This window comes from Pseudomonas sp. Pseusp18, from assembly GCF_059506005.1.
Genome location: NZ_CP169240.1, coordinates 6,708,660 through 6,726,949 on the forward strand (window position 1 = coordinate 6,708,660; position 18,290 = coordinate 6,726,949).

16 protein-coding genes are annotated in these 18,290 nt (G+C 60.2%); 9 read left to right on the forward strand and 7 right to left on the reverse strand.

Annotated features, from left to right (window positions below):
* The first annotated feature begins 241 nt into the window (after window positions 1–241).
* The 7 genes from ACEN9A_RS30390 to ACEN9A_RS30420 all read left to right on the forward strand — a co-directional run bounded on the left by ACEN9A_RS30390 (window position 242) and on the right by ACEN9A_RS30420 (window position 8,167).
* The gene (locus tag ACEN9A_RS30390) at window positions 242–1,900 is read left to right on the forward strand and encodes a Na/Pi cotransporter family protein (protein ID WP_019651224.1); all 1,659 of its coding nucleotides are present in this window, start codon (window positions 242–244) and stop codon (window positions 1,898–1,900) included.
* A gap of 56 nt (window positions 1,901–1,956) precedes the next feature.
* On the forward strand, window positions 1,957–3,333 hold the full coding sequence (locus ACEN9A_RS30395; protein ID WP_258671802.1) for a M16 family metallopeptidase: 1,377 nt from the start codon (window positions 1,957–1,959) through the stop codon (window positions 3,331–3,333).
* A gap of 240 nt (window positions 3,334–3,573) precedes the next feature.
* Window positions 3,574–4,602: a DUF2914 domain-containing protein gene (locus ACEN9A_RS30400; RefSeq protein ID WP_258671803.1), complete on the forward strand. Its 1,029-nt coding sequence runs from the start codon at window positions 3,574–3,576 to the stop codon at window positions 4,600–4,602.
* A 53-nt stretch (window positions 4,603–4,655) separates the two neighbouring features.
* On the forward strand, window positions 4,656–5,804 hold the full coding sequence (locus tag ACEN9A_RS30405; protein ID WP_258671804.1) for an MlaE family ABC transporter permease: 1,149 nt from the start codon (window positions 4,656–4,658) through the stop codon (window positions 5,802–5,804).
* Window positions 5,801–6,604, forward strand: coding sequence for an ABC transporter ATP-binding protein (locus ACEN9A_RS30410; RefSeq protein WP_018927288.1), 804 nt, complete (start codon window positions 5,801–5,803; stop codon window positions 6,602–6,604). The genes ACEN9A_RS30405 and ACEN9A_RS30410 overlap by 4 nt, the downstream gene beginning before the upstream one ends.
* A 1-nt stretch (window position 6,605) precedes the next feature.
* A complete protein-coding gene (locus ACEN9A_RS30415) occupies window positions 6,606–7,544 on the forward strand; it encodes an MlaD family protein (protein ID WP_019580311.1) in 939 nt (312 codons plus the stop codon).
* Entirely contained in the window at window positions 7,541–8,167 is a 627-nt protein-coding gene (locus tag ACEN9A_RS30420; RefSeq protein ID WP_019651219.1) for an ABC-type transport auxiliary lipoprotein family protein, read from the forward strand. Before ACEN9A_RS30415 ends, ACEN9A_RS30420 begins: the two co-directional genes overlap by 4 nt.
* 48 nt (window positions 8,168–8,215) lie before the next feature.
* On the opposite strand, the gene ACEN9A_RS30425 is transcribed toward ACEN9A_RS30420, so the two are convergent.
* The 5 genes from ACEN9A_RS30425 to ACEN9A_RS30445 all read right to left on the reverse strand — a co-directional run bounded on the left by ACEN9A_RS30425 (window position 8,216) and on the right by ACEN9A_RS30445 (window position 12,182).
* Complete coding sequence (locus tag ACEN9A_RS30425; RefSeq protein ID WP_258671806.1) at window positions 8,216–9,445, reverse strand: nucleoside recognition domain-containing protein; 1,230 nt, start codon at window positions 9,443–9,445, stop codon at window positions 8,216–8,218.
* A gap of 104 nt (window positions 9,446–9,549) precedes the next feature.
* Entirely contained in the window at window positions 9,550–10,881 is a 1,332-nt protein-coding gene (gltP, locus tag ACEN9A_RS30430) for a glutamate/aspartate:proton symporter GltP (RefSeq protein ID WP_018927284.1), read from the reverse strand.
* 330 nt (window positions 10,882–11,211) lie between these two features.
* On the reverse strand, window positions 11,212–11,415 hold the full coding sequence (locus ACEN9A_RS30435) for a hypothetical protein (RefSeq protein WP_177324972.1): 204 nt from the start codon (window positions 11,413–11,415) through the stop codon (window positions 11,212–11,214).
* 233 nt (window positions 11,416–11,648) lie between these two features.
* Window positions 11,649–11,813, reverse strand: a complete 165-nt coding sequence (locus ACEN9A_RS30440) for a DUF1328 domain-containing protein (RefSeq protein WP_003177151.1) — start codon at window positions 11,811–11,813, stop codon at window positions 11,649–11,651.
* Between the two features lie 81 nt (window positions 11,814–11,894).
* The gene (locus ACEN9A_RS30445) at window positions 11,895–12,182 is read right to left on the reverse strand and encodes a hypothetical protein (protein WP_258671808.1); all 288 of its coding nucleotides are present in this window, start codon (window positions 12,180–12,182) and stop codon (window positions 11,895–11,897) included.
* Window positions 12,183–12,621: 439 nt separating this feature from the next.
* On the opposite strand from ACEN9A_RS30445, the gene algB reads away from it, so the two are divergent.
* Window positions 12,622–13,968: a sigma-54-dependent response regulator transcription factor AlgB gene (gene algB, locus ACEN9A_RS30450; RefSeq protein ID WP_018927282.1), complete on the forward strand. Its 1,347-nt coding sequence runs from the start codon at window positions 12,622–12,624 to the stop codon at window positions 13,966–13,968.
* Window positions 13,969–13,978: 10 nt separating this feature from the next.
* Entirely contained in the window at window positions 13,979–15,769 is a 1,791-nt protein-coding gene (locus tag ACEN9A_RS30455) for a KinB sensor domain-containing domain (RefSeq protein ID WP_258671809.1), read from the forward strand.
* Window positions 15,770–15,781: 12 nt separating this feature from the next.
* Here the strand turns inward: ACEN9A_RS30455 and ACEN9A_RS30460 are convergent, their stop codons facing one another.
* Window positions 15,782–17,398, reverse strand: coding sequence for an EAL domain-containing protein (locus ACEN9A_RS30460; protein ID WP_028940064.1), 1,617 nt, complete (start codon window positions 17,396–17,398; stop codon window positions 15,782–15,784).
* Between the two features lie 73 nt (window positions 17,399–17,471).
* The gene (locus ACEN9A_RS30465; protein ID WP_258671812.1) at window positions 17,472–18,251 is read right to left on the reverse strand and encodes an N-acetylmuramoyl-L-alanine amidase; all 780 of its coding nucleotides are present in this window, start codon (window positions 18,249–18,251) and stop codon (window positions 17,472–17,474) included.
* Between the last annotated feature and the right edge of the window lie 39 nt (window positions 18,252–18,290).

Below are 18,290 nucleotides of genomic sequence, written 5' to 3' on the forward strand. Positions count from 1 at the left end.
CGACTGCTTCGCAGCCGAACGGGGGCAAGCCCCCTCGCCACAATGATCAAAGGGGCCTTCGGGCCCCTTTGTCATGTCTGCATCAAACTGTTTTCATGACAGTTTTGTTTCAATCGCTTCTTTAGCTATGCGATGCTGGCGTCCAGACCGTTAGCCAACTACAGCTTAAGTACAGAACGTAGAAAAACGCGCGGCACCGTTAACTTGCCCCGCTGGGGCGCTACCACCACAGGGGGCCTGTATGCTCACCCTGCTCAATTTGTTATCGGCCGTGGCCTTGCTGATCTGGGGCACGCACATCGTCCGAACCGGCATCCTGCGGGTTTATGGCTCCAACTTGCGCCATGTGATCGGGCAGAACATGGCCAGGCGCTGGCTGGCGTTTATCGCCGGGATCATGGTGACCGCCATGGTCCAGAGCAGCAACGCCACCGCCATGCTCGTCACTTCGTTTGTCGGTCAGGGCCTGATGGCGCTGACCCCGGCTCTGGCGACCATGCTCGGCGCCGACGTCGGTACCGCGCTGATGGCGCGGGTACTGACCCTCGACTTGTCGTGGCTGTCGCCGCTGCTGATCTTCCTCGGGGTGATTTTCTTTCTGTCGCGCAAGCAGACCCGGGTTGGGCAGATGGGCCGGGTCAGTATCGGTCTGGGGCTGATCATTCTGGCGCTGCAACTGATCGTCGAGGCCGCCGCGCCGATCACGCATGCTCAGGGGGTGAAGGTCATTTTCGCCTCACTGACCGGTGACATCCTGCTCGATGCGTTGGTTGGTGCGCTGTTCGCGATGATTTCATACTCCAGCCTGGCCGCGGTCCTGCTGACTGCGACCCTCGCCGGTGCCAATGTGATCAGTCTGCCAGTGGCGATCGGCCTGGTGATTGGCGCCAACATCGGCAGCGGCATTCTCGCTTTCCTCAGCACCAGCATGCAGAACGCCGCCGGCCGTCAGGTGGCGCTGGGCAGCCTGTTGTACAAACTGATTGGTCTGCTGCTGATTATTCCGGTGCTTGACCCACTGGTGCACTGGATCGACAGCTTCGATTTCAGCGCTCAGGAAATGGTCATCGGCTTCCACCTGCTCTACAACACCACGCGTTGCCTGATCCTGTTGCCCAGCGTCGGGCTGATGGCCAGGCTCTGTGCGTGGCTGCTGCCGGAGCGGCCGGACATCAACGGCACGGCCAAGCCGCGGCACCTTGACCCGACGGCTTTGGTGACCCCTAGCCTGGCGCTGGCCAATGCCGCCCGGGAAACCCTGCGCATCGGTGATCTGGTCGACAGCATGCTCGAAGCCATGCTCGCCGTACTACGCGGCAAACAGACCGCCGTTACCCAGGAAATCCGGCGTCTGACCGATGATGTCGAAGCGCTCTATAGCGCCATCAAACTCTATCTGGCGCAAATGCCTCGGGAAGACCTCAGCGAGCAGGACAGCAAGCGTTGGGCGGAAATCATCGAGCTGGCGATTAACCTGAAACTGGCCAGCGACGTGATCGAACGCATGCTGCGCAAGGTTCAGCAGCAGAAAACCTCGCAGCGCCGGTCGTTTTCCGAGGTCGGTCTGGAGGAGTTGGCGGGTCTGCACAGCCAACTGATTGCCAACCTGCGCCTGGGGTTGTCGGTGTTCCTCAGTTCCGATCCGGAAAGTGCTCGCCAGTTACTGCGTGAGAAACGTCGCTTTCGCGCACAGGAACGCCGCCTGGCCCACGCTCATGTCAGTCGTTTGCACCGTAAGATTGTGCAAAGCATCGAGACCAGTTCGCTGCATCTGGAGCTGATCGCTGACATGCGGCGCCTCAATTCGCTGTTTTGCAGCAGTGCCTATGCGGTGTTGGGCACTTCGGACACCGGTGCTCTGGCGGTCGACGATTTGGCTGACATCACTCATTCACCCTGAACGTCCACAGTTGCCTGAAGTCTGTTGTACTTACGCTGGTCGTACGGAAACTCGTTATGCGTTGTCTGCTATTCGCTTGTCTGTTGCTCGGCGCCCTGCCTTCATTTGCCCTGGATCGCTTTCAGGTCGAGGGCTATACGCTGCCCAACGGTCTGCAATTGGTCCTCAAACCGGGCACCGAGCGCGGGCATGTGGCGATTCGGCTGGTGGTCGGCGTGGGTCTGGATGATTTCAGCTGCGCCGATAAGGAGTTGCCGCATCTGCTCGAACACTTGCTGTTCAGCGGTATCGACGCCACCGGCGAAGGCGGTCTGGAAGAGCGCATGCAGGCCCTGGGTGGTGAGTGGAACGCTTACACCAGCAACGCCGACACCACGTTCGTCATCGAAGTACCGGCGAAAAACCAGCGTAAGGCCCTCGATCTGTTGTTGGCGCTGCTGACCCAGACCCGTATCGACGACAACGCTATCAAGGTCGCCAAGCAGGTGGTCGAGCGCGAAGACGGTGGCCATTATTCGCACCTGCAACGCTGGATGGATCGCCAGGACCTGGGCCACACCGCCAGCAATCAGTTAGCAGTGGAGCTGGGCCTCAAATGCCCTGAGCGTGCGCAGGTCGATCACCTGACCCGCGAGCAACTGGAGAAGGTGCGCAAAGACTGGTACGCGCCCAATAACATGACCCTGATCGTGGTCGGCGAGCTCGACCGCCTGCTGCCGGCCTATCTGGAGCGGGCCTATGGCGCGCTCGTAGCCGTCGAGCCTGCCGATCACCTGCCCTTGCCGACAATCCAGGCCCGCGCGGCCCACGAGCGCACTCTGAGCCACGGTTTTGTCGGTGGCGGCGCCAAGTTGCACTGGCTGGTGCCGGAACCGGTGCAGGAAGACCAGCCCGACGAAACGTTCGATCTGCTCAAGGACTACCTGGACTGGGCGCTCTATCGTCAACTGCGCCTGGCCCATGGGTTGTCCTATGGGCCCTCGGCCGAGCGTGAGGTGTTTGGCGGAGTGGGCTTCATGAGCCTGAACGCCGACCTTGAACGCGGCGATGTGCCGGCAGCTGAACAGGTGCTGGATGAGCTCAAGGCCGATCTGCTCAAGAACGGTCTCGACGCCACCACCTTCGCCCGCCTCAAGCAGGCCGCCATCGCCCGCCAGAGCTGGGCCGTGCAAGGCAACAGCGCTCTGGCGGATTACTACTGGAGCGCCCTTGGGGACTACGAGGACGGCCATTTCACCAACCCGGCCAAGGCACTGCAAGAAGTGACGCTGGCCGAGGCGAACCAGGCGATGCGTGAGTTGCTGCTACAACCGGGGTATTTGCGGATCGAGAAGCCGTTGGTGAGTTATGACCAGTTGATGTGGGCGATTGCCGGGGGATTTGGATTGATGGTGCTTGGGGCAATGGGTTGGCGTGTTCACCGCAGAAAGTAGTTATTTCCCTGTGGCGAGGGAGCTTGCTCCCGCTCGGCTGCGCAGCAGCCGTAATCCGGTATCGGAGATCTACCTGAAATTATGCGGTGGGTGGTTTTAGGGCCGCTTCGCGACCCAGCGGGAGCAAGCTCCCTCGCCACAGGGTTTTGGGTTTGGACAACGTGACCGGAGCCCTCGCCACAGGACCCCTCGGACGGTACCCTGTCGGGGATTTTTCCCACGACTATTGCGAACCGCCGAATGCCGACTCTGACCCTGTACATACAGCGCATCCTGGAATTGATGAAGCGCTATCCCGGGGTCATCGCGCTCGGCGGTTTCATTTCCGGGGTCGGCAGCTTCATATTGGTGGATCGCCAACAAAGCCTGGCGACCTGGATCACCACCATCATGCTGGTCAGCTGGGTCTGGCTGATGCTGGAAAACAGCCTCACCGAGTTGTTCGCCAAGGTCTTCAAGCGCGAAATACCCCAGCCCCTGCTGCGTTACGCGACGCAGATGATCCATCAGGAAAGCCTGTTCTTCGTCCTGCCGTTCTTTTTCATCACCACCACCTGGAACAGCGGCCAGCTGTTCTTCACGGGGTTGTTGGGCATGGCGGCGCTGATTTCGATCATCGACCCGCTCTACTACAAATGGCTGGCGCCGCGCCGCTGGGCGTTCCTGGCGCTGCATACCCTGACCCTGTTCGCCGCCCTGTTGACCGCCCTGCCCGTCATCCTGCACCTGACCACCTCCCAGAGCTTCAAACTGGCGCTGGGCATCGCCATGGTGCTGTCGTTCCCGAGTCTGGCATCGATCTTCCCGATTCGGACCGTGCGCAATGCGTTGGCGATCCTCAGCATCACCGTCGGTATCGGCGCTGTCGGCTGGGTGCTGCGTTCCTGGGTTCCGCCGGCCACCCTGTGGATGACCGATGTGGCGATCAGCACCCAAATGCAGGACCGCACCCCCGGCAAGAGCCTGGAAGAAGTCAACGCCGAGCAGATTCGTGGCGACGGTTTGTACGCCTACACCGCGATCAATGCCCCACGGGGGCTGGACGAGCGGATTTATCACGTCTGGATGTTCAACGGCAAAGAGGTCGACCGCATCCCTCTGGATATCCACGGCGGGCGCAAGGAAGGCTACCGCGCCTGGACCCACAAGCAGAATTTCCCCGGCAATCCCGCGGGTAAATGGCAGGTTCGGGTGCTCACCGAAGACGGCCAGTTGATCGGCGTGCTGCGCTTCAAGGTCATGGACAGCACACCCATCAAAGATAAGTAACGCGGTTCGTGCTATTAATCTGGTCTGCGCAATTGCCGAACAAGCAGGAGCTTATGACCAGCAGCACAACGCCTGGCAGTGTCCGACTGGATACCTCGCACATCCCTGCCCTGCTGCGGGTCACGGGTGACTGGACGCTCGCTCATTACGCCGATCTCAGCCACCTGAGCGAAAAGCTCCGTGGCCAATACGACAATAACACCCCCATCGACCTCAACGGCCTCGGTGCCCTGGATACGGCGGGTGCATCGCTGTTGGTGGAGTTGCTGGGTTCCGAGCGTCTGGGCAAGTCCGCCGAACACCCTGATTGCACCCTTTCCTCCGCCGATCGCGCCTTGCTGCAGACGGTGTATTGTTCGCTGACGGATTTCTGCGTGCCGATCAAAGAGCCGGAAATCAGCGTCGGCATTCAACTGCTGACCCGTATCGGCCGCGCGGTCGATGCAATCTGGCAGGACACCCTGCAGGTGCTGGGTTTTGTCGGCCTGATCCTGCAAACCATCGCGCGCGGGCTGTTTTGTCCCAAGCGCTGGCGCCTCACGCCGATGGTCGCGCACATTGAGCAGACCGGCCTCGACGCCGCCCCCATCGTCGCCCTGCTGACCTTTATGGTGGGCGCTGTGGTAGCGTTTCTCGGCGCGACCGTGCTGGCGAGTTTCGGTGCGAGCATTTTTACCGTGGACCTGGTGGCGTTCTCTTTTCTGCGGGAATTCGGCGTGTTGCTGACTGCGATCCTGATGGCCGGCCGCACCGCCAGCGCGTTTACCGCGCAGATCGGCTCGATGAAGGCCAACGAAGAAATCGACGCGATCCGCACCCTCGGCCTCGACCCGATGGAGTTGCTGGTGGTGCCGCGGGTATTGGCGTTGCTGGTGGCGCTGCCGATGCTGACCTTCCTGGCGATGTTGTCGGGGATTGTCGGCGGTGGCGTGGTGTGTGCGCTGTCGCTGGATATATCGCCGGCGATGTTCCTGTCGCTGCTGCAATCGGACATCGGCGTTCAGCACTTCCTGGTGGGGATCGTCAAAGCGCCGATTTTTGCGTTCCTGATCGCCGCCATCGGCTGTCTTGAAGGCTTCAAGGTCAGCGGCAGCGCCGAGTCCGTCGGCGCGCACACCACGTCGAGTGTGGTGCAGTCGATTTTCGTGGTGATCGTCCTCGATGCCGTGGCCGCATTGTTTTTCATGGAGATGGGCTGGTGAGTCGTCTACCCCGAGCGCCTTCCGAGGCGGTGATCGAAGTCCGTGGGCTGTGCAATCGCTTCGGCCGCCAGAGCGTGCACGAGAACCTCGACCTGGATTTGTACAAAGGCGAAATTCTTGCGGTGGTCGGCGGTTCCGGCAGCGGCAAGTCGGTGCTGTTGCGCAGCATCGTCGGCTTGCGCCAGCCCAGCGAAGGGCTGGTGAAGGTCTTCGGCAAGAACTTGCCGAGCCTGTCGGAGCACGAGCGTTCGCTGGTCGAGCGGCGCTTCGGCGTGTTGTTCCAGAAAGGCGCCCTGTTCTCTTCGCTGACGGTGACCGAGAACGTCGCCCTGCCCCTGATCGAACACGCCGGCCTGAGCCGTACCGATGCCGAGCACCTGGCGGCGGTGAAACTGGCATTGGCCGGATTGCCGTTGTCGGCGGCCGACAAGTACCCTGCTTCACTGTCTGGCGGCATGATCAAGCGCGCCGCCCTGGCCCGGGCGCTGGCACTGGACCCGGACATTCTGTTTCTCGACGAGCCCACCGCTGGTCTCGACCCGATTGGCGCGGCGGCGTTCGATCAGTTAATCCTGACCCTGCGCGACGCGTTGGGTTTGAGTGTGTTTCTGGTCACCCACGACCTCGACACGCTCTACACCATCACCGACCGGGTGGCGGTGCTGGCGCAAAAGAAAGTACTGGTGGCGGATGCCATCGACAAGGTTTCGGAAACCGACGACGCGTGGATTCACGAATACTTCCATGGCCCTCGCGGCCGCGCGGCGCTGACGGCCGCTAACCAGCTCAACGAGGTCTGACATGGAAACCCGAGCCCATCACGTATTGATCGGCCTGTTCACCGTCATAGTGGTGGCAGGCGCCCTGCTCTTCGGTCTGTGGCTGGCCAAGTCCAGCGTCGACACCGAATTCAAGGATTACGAAATCGTCTTCAACGAGGCGGTCAGCGGTTTGTCCAAGGGCAGCGCCGTGCAGTACAGCGGGATCAAGGTCGGCGACGTAGTGACGCTGCGCCTGGACCCGAATGATCCGCGCCGGGTGTTGGCGCGGATCCGCCTGGGTGGCGATACCCCGATCAAGGAAGACACCCAGGCCAAACTGGCGCTGACCGGGATCACTGGCACCTCGATCATTCAGCTCAGCGGTGGTACACCGCAAAGTCCGACGCTCAAGGGCAAGGGCGGCAATTTGCCGACCATCGTGGCATCACCCTCGCCTATCGCCCGTTTGATGAGCGACAGTAACGATCTGATGACCGGTGTGAACGTGTTGATGCAGAACGCCAATCAGATGTTTTCTTCGGAAAACGTCGAGCGCATCAGCAAAACCCTTGAGCATCTGGAGCAAACCACCAGCACCATCGCCGACCAGCGCGGCGACATTGGTCAGGCCATGCAGCAACTGGCGTCGATCGGTAAACAGGCCTCGGCCACACTCGAACAAACCGCAGGGCTGATGCGCAACGCCAACGGCCTGCTCAACGATCAGGGCAAGCAGATGTTTGGCAGTGCCGAGCAAGCCATGAAGTCCCTGGAACAGAGCAGCGCGACCCTCAACTCATTGCTCACCACTAATCAGGATTCCCTCAACAACGGCATGCAGGGCCTCAATGGCCTGGCGCCGGCAGTGCGTGAGTTGCGCGATACCTTGAGCTCGCTGCGCACCATTTCCCAGCGGCTTGAGGCCAATCCCAGCGGTTACCTGCTGGGCAGTGACAAGAACAAGGAGTTCACGCCATGAAGCTGATCCCGTTAGCCTTGGCTGTCGGTTTTGCGCTGACCAGTGCCTGCTCGATTCTGCCCAAGTCCGAGCCATCCGATGTCTACCGGTTGCCCTCGGCCCAGAGCGGCGCACCGGCCAATCACAGCACGGCGCTGCACTGGTCGTTGCGACTGGCCAAGCCGCAGACCAGCGAAGCCTTGAACAACCCGAAGATCGCCGTGATCCCTCAGGGTGACCTGATCAGCAGCTACAAGGCTTCCCGCTGGAGCGACCCGGCGCCGGTGCTGCTGCGCAATCGTCTGCTCGATGGTTTCCAGCGTGACGGTCGGGTGCCGTTGCTCAGCACCGATGACAGCAATCTGCAGGCGGACCTGGAGCTGGGCGGCAACCTGCAGGCGTTCCAGACCGAATACCAGGGCACGACGGCGAGCGTGGTCGTGCGGCTGGATGCATTGCTGGTGCGTGGGTATGACCAGCGCATCCTCGCCAGTCGGCGCTTTGAAGTGCGCCAGCCGTTGAGCGATGTGAAGGTGCCGGCGGTGGTCGCCGGGTTCGGCCAGGCCAGCGACCAGTTGACGGCGCAGGTGGTGGCCTGGACGGTGGAGCAGGGTCAGAAAGTCGTGCCGCCGCTGAGGCCCTGAAGCCACCGCTGAAAGGAGCGGGCTTGCCCGCTCCCACAGGGTTTTCGTTTAGCCGAAGAACCAGTAGCAAACCCCGATGGCCCCCAGCACCCCGCCAAGCTCCGCCAGCAGCGCACAGCCCACCGCATGCCGTGCACGCTGGATGCCCACCGCGCCGAAATACACCGCCAAGACATAGAAGGTCGTTTCGGTACTGCCCTGGATCGTTGCCGCCACCAGAGCCGGGAAGCTGTCCACCCCCTCGGTCTTCATGGTTTCGATCAGCATTGCCCGGGCGGCACTGCCGGAAAAGGGTTTGACCAATGCGGTCGGCAAGGCATCGACAAAGCGCGTGTCCCAACCGGCCCATTCCACCAGGTGACGAATCCCGTCCAGACCGAAATCCAGCGCTCCGGATGCTCGCAGCACACCCACGGCGCAGAGCATCGCCACCAGATACGGCAGCAGGTTCTTGGCGACGTCGAAGCCTTCTTTGGCGCCTTCGACGAATGCCTCGTAGACCTTCACCTTGCGTAATGCGCCGATGATCATAAACAGCATGATCAAGCCGAACAGCGTCACGTTGCCGAGGACCGATGACAGGCTCGCCAGCGCGGTCGCCGAGAGCGTCGCCAGCAGTGCCATGAAGCCGCCAAGGGCGAGGGCGCCGGGAATCAGGTACGCCAGCACCACCGGGTCCCAGATGCGCAGGCGTTGCATGAACGCTACGGTCAGGAAGCCGACGATGGTTGAGCAACTGGTGGCGAGCAGGATCGGCAGGAACACCAGCGTCGGATCGGGCGCGCCTTGCTGGGCGCGGTACATGAAGATCGTCACGGGCAGCAGGGTCAGGGAGGAGGCGTTGAGCACCAGGAAGAGGATCTGCGCGTTGCTGGCGATCGTTGCACTGGGGTTGAGCTCTTGCAGCGCCTTCATGGCTTTGAGGCCGATCGGTGTGGCGGCGTTGTCCAGGCCCAGGCCGTTGGCGGCGAAGTTCAGGGTGATCAGGCCGATGGCGGGATGGCCGGCCGGCACTTCCGGCATCAGACGCAGGAACAATGGCCCCAGCGCCTTGGCCAGCCACTCGACGATCCCGGCCTTCTCGGCGATCCGCAGAAAGCCCAGCCAGAGGGTGAGGGTGCCGAACAACAGGACCATGACCTCGACTGACAGTTTGGCCATGGCGAAAATACTTTCCACCATCGCCGCAAAGATCCCGGCGTTACCACCGATCAGCCACTGCGCCAGCGCCGATACGGCTGCCACGATGAAGAAGCCAAGCCACAGGCCATTAAGCATCAGTCAAATCCCCCGGAAGATGCGGCGAATGATAGCGGGGTAGGCAGAAACGACAAACCCCGGATTTCTCCGGGGTTTGTTTGGGGCTCTTGTGGGAGCGGGTATTAGTTGCTGGAGGTTTCACCAACCGGCAGCTTTTCCTTGCTGCGCCAGTGCGGCAGGGAGTTCCAGTAGCGCTGGCCCTTGGCGTCGTCGTACATGCCTTCCCAGCGCGAGATGACCAGCACGGCCAAGGCGTTGCCGATCACGTTCAGCGCGGTACGGGCCATATCCATGATGCGGTCGACACCGGCGATGAATGCCAAGCCTTCCAGCGGAATACCGACGCTGCCCAGGGTGGCCAGCAGCACCACAAAGGACACACCTGGTACGCCGGCGATGCCTTTGGAGGTGACCATCAGGGTCAGCACCAGCAGCAGTTGCTGGCTGATCGACAGGTCGATGCCGTACAGCTGGGCAATGAAGATCGCCGCGATGCTCTGGTACAGGGTCGAGCCGTCGAGGTTGAACGAGTAGCCGGTCGGCACCACGAAGCTGCAAATGGCTTTCGGCGCACCGTAGGCTTCCATCTTCTCGATCACGCGCGGCAGCACGGTTTCGGAACTGGCGGTGGAGTAGGCCAGGACCAGCTCATCCTTGAAGATACGCATCAGCTTGATCACCGAGAAGCCGAACAGGCGAGCGATCAGGCCCAGCACCACGAAGGCGAAGAAGGCAACGGCGAAGTAAACCAGGACGACCAGCTTGGCCAGCGGCAGCAGGGAGGCGAAGCCGAAGTTGGCCACGGTCACCGCGATCAGTGCGAACACGCCGATCGGGGCGTAGTTCATGATCATGTGGGTGACTTTGAACATGCTTTCCGACACGCCCTGGAACATCTTCACCAGCGGTTCGCGCAGATCCGATTGCAGGCTCGACAGACCGAGACCGAACAACACGGAGAAGAAGATAATCGGCAGCATCTCGCCGCGCATCATGGCCGCAAAGATGTTCGACGGGATCAGGTTGAGGATGGTTTCGATGAACGCGTGTTCATGCTGAACCTCGGCGGCAGTGGCCTGGTACTTGGAAATATCCACGGTACCCAGGGTGCTCATGTCGATGCCGCTGCCCGGATGGACCACGTTGGCCAGCACCAGACCGACCAGAATGGCGATGGTGGTGACGATCTCGAAGTAAATGATGGTCTTCAGACCGATACGCCCGAGTTTTTTCGCGTCCCCAACGCCAGCGATGCCGACGACCAGCGAGGAAATCACGATCGGGATCACGATCATCTTGATCAGACGGATAAAGATATCGCCTGCCGGTTGCAGGACGTTGCTGATCCACCAGGCCTTTTCAGCGCTGAAGTGGTTGAGCAGTGCACCTATTGCTATCCCCAGAACCAGACCGATGAGGATCTGCCAGGCGAGGCTAAGCTTTGCCTTCTTCATATCTTTACCCTTACTTGCGTTTGACTCAGGTCGATGCATGAACTGCAACGCTCAATGGCGAAGCCGTCTTGCACCAACCCCCGTATAAGGTCCCTGCGAGCGAGCATTTACAGCTCTCTGGCAGCGAAAAAGGCGCAACTATTCCGATGCGGGGAAGCGCCGTCTAATGCCGTAAACGCCTACCCTATGCCGAATCGGCATGAGATCTTTTGACTGAAACCCACGTCCCAGCCGGTTCGAATGCGACATTTCGGCAGGCATAAGTGCCGTGAACCGGCCATTTCAGCGCAGGTTGATGTTTTTCGGATCAGTGAAAACTTAGGAAATGACCTACGTTTGAATGCGATTTTTCTTCTCGTGAAAGTCAGAGCTTTCTCGATATACGGTCACGAAGAAATAGCGCGAAACGGTTTTGCGGGGAATATGCAGCAAGAACAGATGAGCAGAATGCTCTAGATCAACGTTTTGCACGTTGAAGCTCTCCGCAAGTCCGTCGAGCCACTCTGGGCCGACGAACTTGCGTCGCAGCTTCACCTGACCCGGCCCTTGCGCGGGTACTCCCTGTACCCGTAGGTCACTCCGACCCTGAAGCAGTCAGAACGTCCCGACCCCTTGGTCATGCGTCTACCGTCCTCGGGTAGCGCAGTGGAAAGAAGCGCCAGGCCTCTTTCGTGTTTCGAACTCGTGTCGCGTGGGTGGCCGCGATCGCCATGGCACTGCCGCCCAGAAGCAGGGCGGCTGCCGATGTCTTTAACGCAATGCCCATATCAACCTCGACCGCGACGGCCAAAGAAGAAGGAAGCAATGAACATCACCAGGAATACGACAAAGAGAATCTTGGCGATACCCGTGGCGGTGCCCGCGATACCACCGAAGCCCAATACTGCAGCGATGATGGCAATGATCAGGAATGTGATTGCCCAGCTCAACATGGTGATTCTCCTTACGCTTCTATTTAAGGATGTTGCTTGTGGTGCTTTTCCCGGCGCGTTGAGCGCGCCAAGTTCGTTTGCTTAAAACACCCAGTGTTCCTGAGAGGGCGTCTCATCCACAGGCCGGGCCTGCTCGACGCCGATCATTCGCATTGAGGCGTTGTCAGTCGGGTTGCTGCTGACGGCGCTGAAGTGGGTTTGGGGGGCATGTGCAATCGACAGGTGCGGCGCCTCTGGCTGCTGGCTCTGCTCCCAACGCATGTACTGCTGGCCGCCAATCAAGGTGATCAACAATGCCAGCAGGGCAAACAAGCCTTGCTGGACATGCAGTGGCGAGAGACGCAATTGGGCGGCACTTTGGCGATTCATCCTGAAGTTCCTCCCATACGGGTAGTGATCTTTGGCGGGCCTGGTTCATTAAATGCCCTGATTACCTAGACCATTGCAGCCTGCATGCCAGCTTTAATAAAGAATAAAAATTATAAAAATCAATAAGTTATTGTGTCTGTAGAAATCGTTTTGGACGCATCCTGCACGATGATCCGTTTGCGCTCGTGCGTAATGCACGATGAGTTCGCGGGCACTTTCAATATTTTTGGAATTGCGGGGAGGGCGTAGATGTCAGAAAGGGACGCAGGCAATCGCTGAAAGAATGGTCTGTTAATAAAAATTCAAATAAATCAGCTGATTAGCTGCGCTTTGAGTAGATAGATAGCCTGTTGTGGCTGGAATCGACCAGAATCAACCATGCAACTTGCCCGATTTTTCCGGGACTAACCAAGAACACCTATTAAAGGAGCGTAGGAACATGGAATCAGCCACTGAGCATCAAGGCCGCATTCTGCTGGTGGACGACGAGTCCGCCATCCTTCGAACCTTTCGCTATTGCCTCGAAGACGAAGGCTACAGCGTGGCCACCGCGACCAGCGCTGCTCAGGCCGAAGCCTTGTTGCAGCGTCAGGTTTTCGATCTGTGCTTCCTCGATTTGCGCCTGGGTGAAGACAACGGCCTAGATGTGCTGGCCCAGATGCGGATTCAGGCGCCCTGGATGCGTGTAGTGATCGTCACCGCTCACTCGGCCGTGGACACTGCCGTGGATGCGATTCAGGCCGGTGCAGCCGACTATCTGGTCAAACCTTGCAGCCCCGATCAGTTACGTCTGGCCACCGCCAAACAGCTGGAAGTGCGGCAACTCTCGGCACGCCTGGAAGCCCTCGAAGGTGAAGTGCGTAAACCCAAGGAGGGGCTGGACTCCCACAGCCCGGCGATGAAAGTGGTGCTTGAAACCGCACGCCAAGTCGCCAGTACCGACGCCAATATTCTGATTCTCGGTGAGTCCGGCACCGGTAAAGGTGAGCTGTCACAGGCCATTCATGGCTGGAGCAAACGCCAGAAGAAATCCTGCATCACCATCAACTGCCCGTCCCTGACAGCGGAATTGATGGACAGTGAACTCTTCGGCCACAGCCGTGGCGCATTCACCGGCGCCAGCGAAAGCACCTTGGGTCGCGTCAATCAGGCTGATGGCGGAACGTTGTTTCTCGACGAGATCGGCGATTTTCCCCTGACCTTGCAGCCAAAGTTGCTGCGTTTCATCCAGGACAAGGAGTACGAGCGCGTGGGCGACCCGGTGACCCGTCGCGCCGACGTGCGAATCCTCGCGGCCACCAACCTCAACCTTGAAGACATGGTCCGCGACGGTCGTTTTCGTGAAGATTTGCTCTATCGGCTGAACGTTATCACCTTGCACCTGCCGCCGCTTCGCGAACGCAGGGAAGACATTCTGAACCTGGCTGACCGTTTCCTGGCGCGCTTCGTCAAGGAGTACTCGCGTCCGGCCCGGTGTTTCAGCGATGAGGCCCGCGAGGCGCTGCTCAGCTACCGCTGGCCCGGCAATATCCGCGAGCTGCGCAACGTGGTGGAACGGGCGAGCATTATTTGTCCACAGGAGCGGGTCGAGATCAGCCACTTGGGCATGGCCGAAGCTCCGACCAACAATACGCCACGCATTGGCGCCGCGTTGAGCCTGGATGAGTTGGAGAAAGCCCACATCGGTGCGGTCCTTGCCACCGCCGATACCCTGGATCAGGCGGCCAAGACCCTGGGTATCGATGCCTCGACCCTGTACCGCAAGCGCAAGCAGTACAACTTGTGAGCCGCACCCGATGAAACTGGCGATGACGTTGCGCACCCGGTTGTTCCTGAGTATTTCAGCCTTGATCACCGTGGCGCTGCTCGGGCTGTTGCTCGGGCTGGTCAGCGTGATGCAGATGGCCGGCACGCAGGAGGCCCTGATCCGTGACAACTTCGTCAGGCTGGATCTGGGATTGAAGCTGCGCCAGACCCTGGGTGATCAACTGATCATCATGCTCGGCGAGAAGCCTGATCCCGCGGCGTTCGAGGCATCCAGACAGCATTACCTCGAATTGCTCGATGAAGCCATTGCTCACGAGCCGTCCAGCGAGGGCGCCCAGTACGGTTTCAAAAAGGCCAAGGCTGATTACCAGAGCTTTCTGCAGGCCTACGATCTTTCCCGCGATACGGCACAGGTGTTCACTGGGGGCGGGGATCTCACGGAAAAATTCAACACGCTGCGCAACGGCTTGATCGCCGAACAGAAGCGCGCGCTGGATAACATCAGTGAAACCGAACGTCAGGCCCGGGACCGCGCGTTGCTGATTGCCGGCCTGCTCGGGTTGATCGGGGTGGGGGTGCTGTTCATCGGGTTCATTACCGCCCATGCGATCGCCCAGCGTTTCGGGGCTCCGATCGAGGCCCTGGCGGCGGCCGCTGACAACATCGGCCAAGGCAATTTCGAAGTAACCCTGCCGATTTCCTCCGCGGTGGAAATGAACCAGTTGACCCGACGCTTCGGAATCATGGCCGAGGCCCTGCGACAGCACCAAGCCACTAATATCGACGAGCTGCTCGCCGGACAGCAGCGTTTACAGGCGGTGCTCGATAGCATTGACGACGGTTTGCTGATCATTGATCGTCAAGGTCAGCTCGAGCACCTCAACCCGGTGGCTCAGCGCCAGTTAGGCTGGGACACCGAGCGTCTCGGCCAAGGGCTGGGCACGGCACTTGAGCGCCCCGAACTGGATGAACAGCTGCACCTGGTGCTGCGCGGCGGCACCCTGGAGCGAGTGCCGGACGACCTGAGCATCGAGGTTGACGGGGAGTCGCGATTGCTGACGTATAGCCTGACGCCGGTCAGCCATACCCAGGGTCATATTCTCGGCGCCGTGATGGTGTTGCATGACGTCACCGAGCAGCGTGCCTTCGAACGGGTGCGCAGCGAGTTCGTCTTGCGTGCATCCCATGAGTTACGCACGCCAGTCACCGGGATGCACATGGCATTCGGCCTGTTCCGCGAGCGGGCGCATTTTGCCGAGGATTCCCGTGAGGCCGACTTGCTGAACACCGTGAATGAAGAAATGCAGCGCTTGATGCAGTTGATCAACGACCTGCTGAATTTCTCTCGCTATCAGAACGGCCTGCAAAAACTCACCCTGGCGCCGTGCTCCATCGAAGATTTGCTGGAGCAGGCCCAGGCACGCTTTGCCGGCCCGGCGCAGGAGAAGGGCATTGAACTGTTGGTGGAAGTGCAGGGAGCTTTGCCGCGGCTGCAAGCCGATCAGGCGCAACTGGAGCGGGTGCTCGATAACCTGATCGACAACGCCTTGCGCCATACCTCCCGCGACGGGCTGATACGTTTGCAGGCTCGACGTCATGGGGAGCGGGTGATTATCAGTGTCGAAGACAACGGCGAAGGCATTGCCTACGGCCAGCAAGGGAGGATATTCGAGCCTTTTGTTCAGGTCGGCCGCAAGAAGGGCGGCGCCGGGCTCGGTCTGGCGCTGTGCAAGGAGATCGTGCAGTTGCACGGTGGGCGGATGGGCGTGTATTCACGGCCAGGGCAGGGTTCGCAGTTCTACATGGCGCTGGCGGTATAAGCCTGAACCCTCTCAGTCTTCGTCATCCAGACGCCGCGTTGCTTGTCGGCGGCCACGGGTAATCAATTCAATGAATTGCACAGCGCTCAATGGGTGCGCGAACAGCCAGCCCTGACCGAACTTCACCCCCTCGCTGCTCAGAAATTCTGCCTGGGCTTCATATTCGATGCCTTCGGCAATCACCTTGAGTTGCAGGGCCTGGGCCATGCGAATGATGTGCGGTGCCACGCCGCTGCTGGCGGCGTCATGACCCAGCGCGTCGATAAACGCCTTGTCGATTTTCAGGCAGTCCACGGGCAGTGTTTGCAGGTAGGCGAGGCTGCAATAGCCAGTGCCGAAGTCATCGATCAGTACCTGATGCCCGACATCGCGCAAGGCCTGCAGGTTTTCTCTGGCCACCACGACATCAACCAATCCGCGCTCGGTCACCTCAAAGGCAATCTGTCTGGCGGCTACACGGTGCAAGGCCAGCAGGCGCGCGATCACCTGACCGATACGCGGCACCATGACGTCGCAGGCCGCCAGGTTGACCGAGATATACAACTGCGGATTGGCGCGCAACAGTTGTCCGAGCTGTTCCAGCAGGCGCTGTAATACGAAATCAGTCATCTGGCGGATCTGGCCGGTGTTTTCCGCCATGGGAATGAACAGCTCGGGGCTGGTCAAGGTGCCGTCCGGCCTTCGCCAGCGCAGCAAGGCTTCGGCTCCGACACAGTTGCGACTGTCGAGGTCGAAGATCGGTTGATACAACACCTGCAATTCGCCTCGCTGTATCGCGCCGTGCAGTTCGGCATCCAGTGATTGACGCTGGCGCACCAGCAGAAACACCAGAATGCCTACGCAGGCACTGAGCGCGAGGCTGGCCGGAAGCAGCCACCACCAAACGGCCGGCACATGCATCCCGGTACGCGGGGTGATCAGCACCAGTTGGTATTCGGGAGTGTTGGTCGGCATTCGGTAAATCAGGCGGGTAGGGGTGACTTGCAGTGCATCGTGATTTTTCGGGGGCCAGGGTTGCGTCGGGGGCCACTCCTGCTCGGCACCGAGCACGGGAATCGCGCGGGTGTCGTGGTCGAGCACCACCAACAGGCTGCTCCCCGGAGACAGATCAACCATGTCGGTCAAATGCCCGCGAGACGTAGCCACCCGGAAATTGCCACGCCCCAGCATCAGTGCGGCGCGGTTCTCATCGGGTTCGGTGGTGGTGTTCAACCAATAGCTGTAGGTGGGGCCCTCGATGTCCGGTGGCCGGATCACCGACAGCCCTTCCTGGCGGGGGCGGTTGGAGCAGATTCCTGAAGCATCCATGTAAGCGGCTTCGTAAACGAAGCGGTAATTGAAGCTGACCTGCTGCAATGTGGCGATCATTTCATCATCGCAGCCCCGCAGCGGTTGAGCTTCAAGGTCGTCGAGGCTTTCGCGCAGTTGCCCGAACAGCTGCTCCAGACGGACCAGAAAGCGCTCCCCCTGGGCGTTCATCTCCTGGCTTTCGTTGTCCTCGACCTGATGCATCGCAATGAACAGACTGCCGGTCATCAGCAGCGTGGCACTCAAGGCAGCCGCCAGCGTCGCCAGAAACCAAGGGCGATAGAACCAGCTACGCAGCCTCTCTCGAGCAGCCGTCATCATGGAATATCCGAAGGATTACCAATGAGTTATAGCTGCTGATTGGGAAAAGGCCCTGACCGTCGGGCGGGCGTCATTATTTTGTCTGATTCAACACCTGGAGAAGCGCTGCGGTTTGCGCGTCCGGCGTGCCGTCGAAACGGGATGGGCGAAAATGCAGCTGAAAAGCCGCCAGCACATTGCGTGTCGCTACATCCAGTTCGCCGGTTTGTGGCGTGGCGTAGCCCAGGCGGGCAAGTTGCGCCTGAAACCAGCTGATGCTTGGCAGCTGCGCGGCGAACTGCGCTTGCTGATGCGCCACAGCCTGCTCGTTCGGCCAGATTCCCAGGCCTTCGGCCGCCAGGCGTTTCCAGGGGAACAGCGGGCCAGGGTCGAGCTTGCGCATGGGGGCGATGTCGCTATGGCCGATGATATGGCGAGGGCTGATGCCCTGGCGCTTGCTGATGTCCTTGAGCAGAAAGATCATCGACTGAACCTGGGCTTCGCTGTAGGGATACCAGAGGCGCCCGGTCGGGGTGTCCTGGAAGCCTGGATTGACGATTTCGATGCCAATGGAACTGGAATTCAGCCAGGTCCGGCCTTGCCATTGGCTTTCGCCGGCGTGCCAGGCCCGAAGATTTTCATCCATCAGCTTATAGATGGTGGCGTGCTCGTCGTCGCCGATCAGGTAATGGCTGCTGACCTCGCCATGGGTCAGCAATTGCAGCGAGTCCTCCAGGGATGCGGAGGTGTAATGCATCACCACGAACTGAATACGGCTGTCGTGATTGACTGAAGGGTGGCTGGTGTCAATCCGGGGACCGCTGGCGCAGCCGGCTAATACGAGCAGCGAAGCAATAAGAGCAAGAAATTTCATGGTGGAGGCAATACACGCGAGACAATAATGCAACAGTGT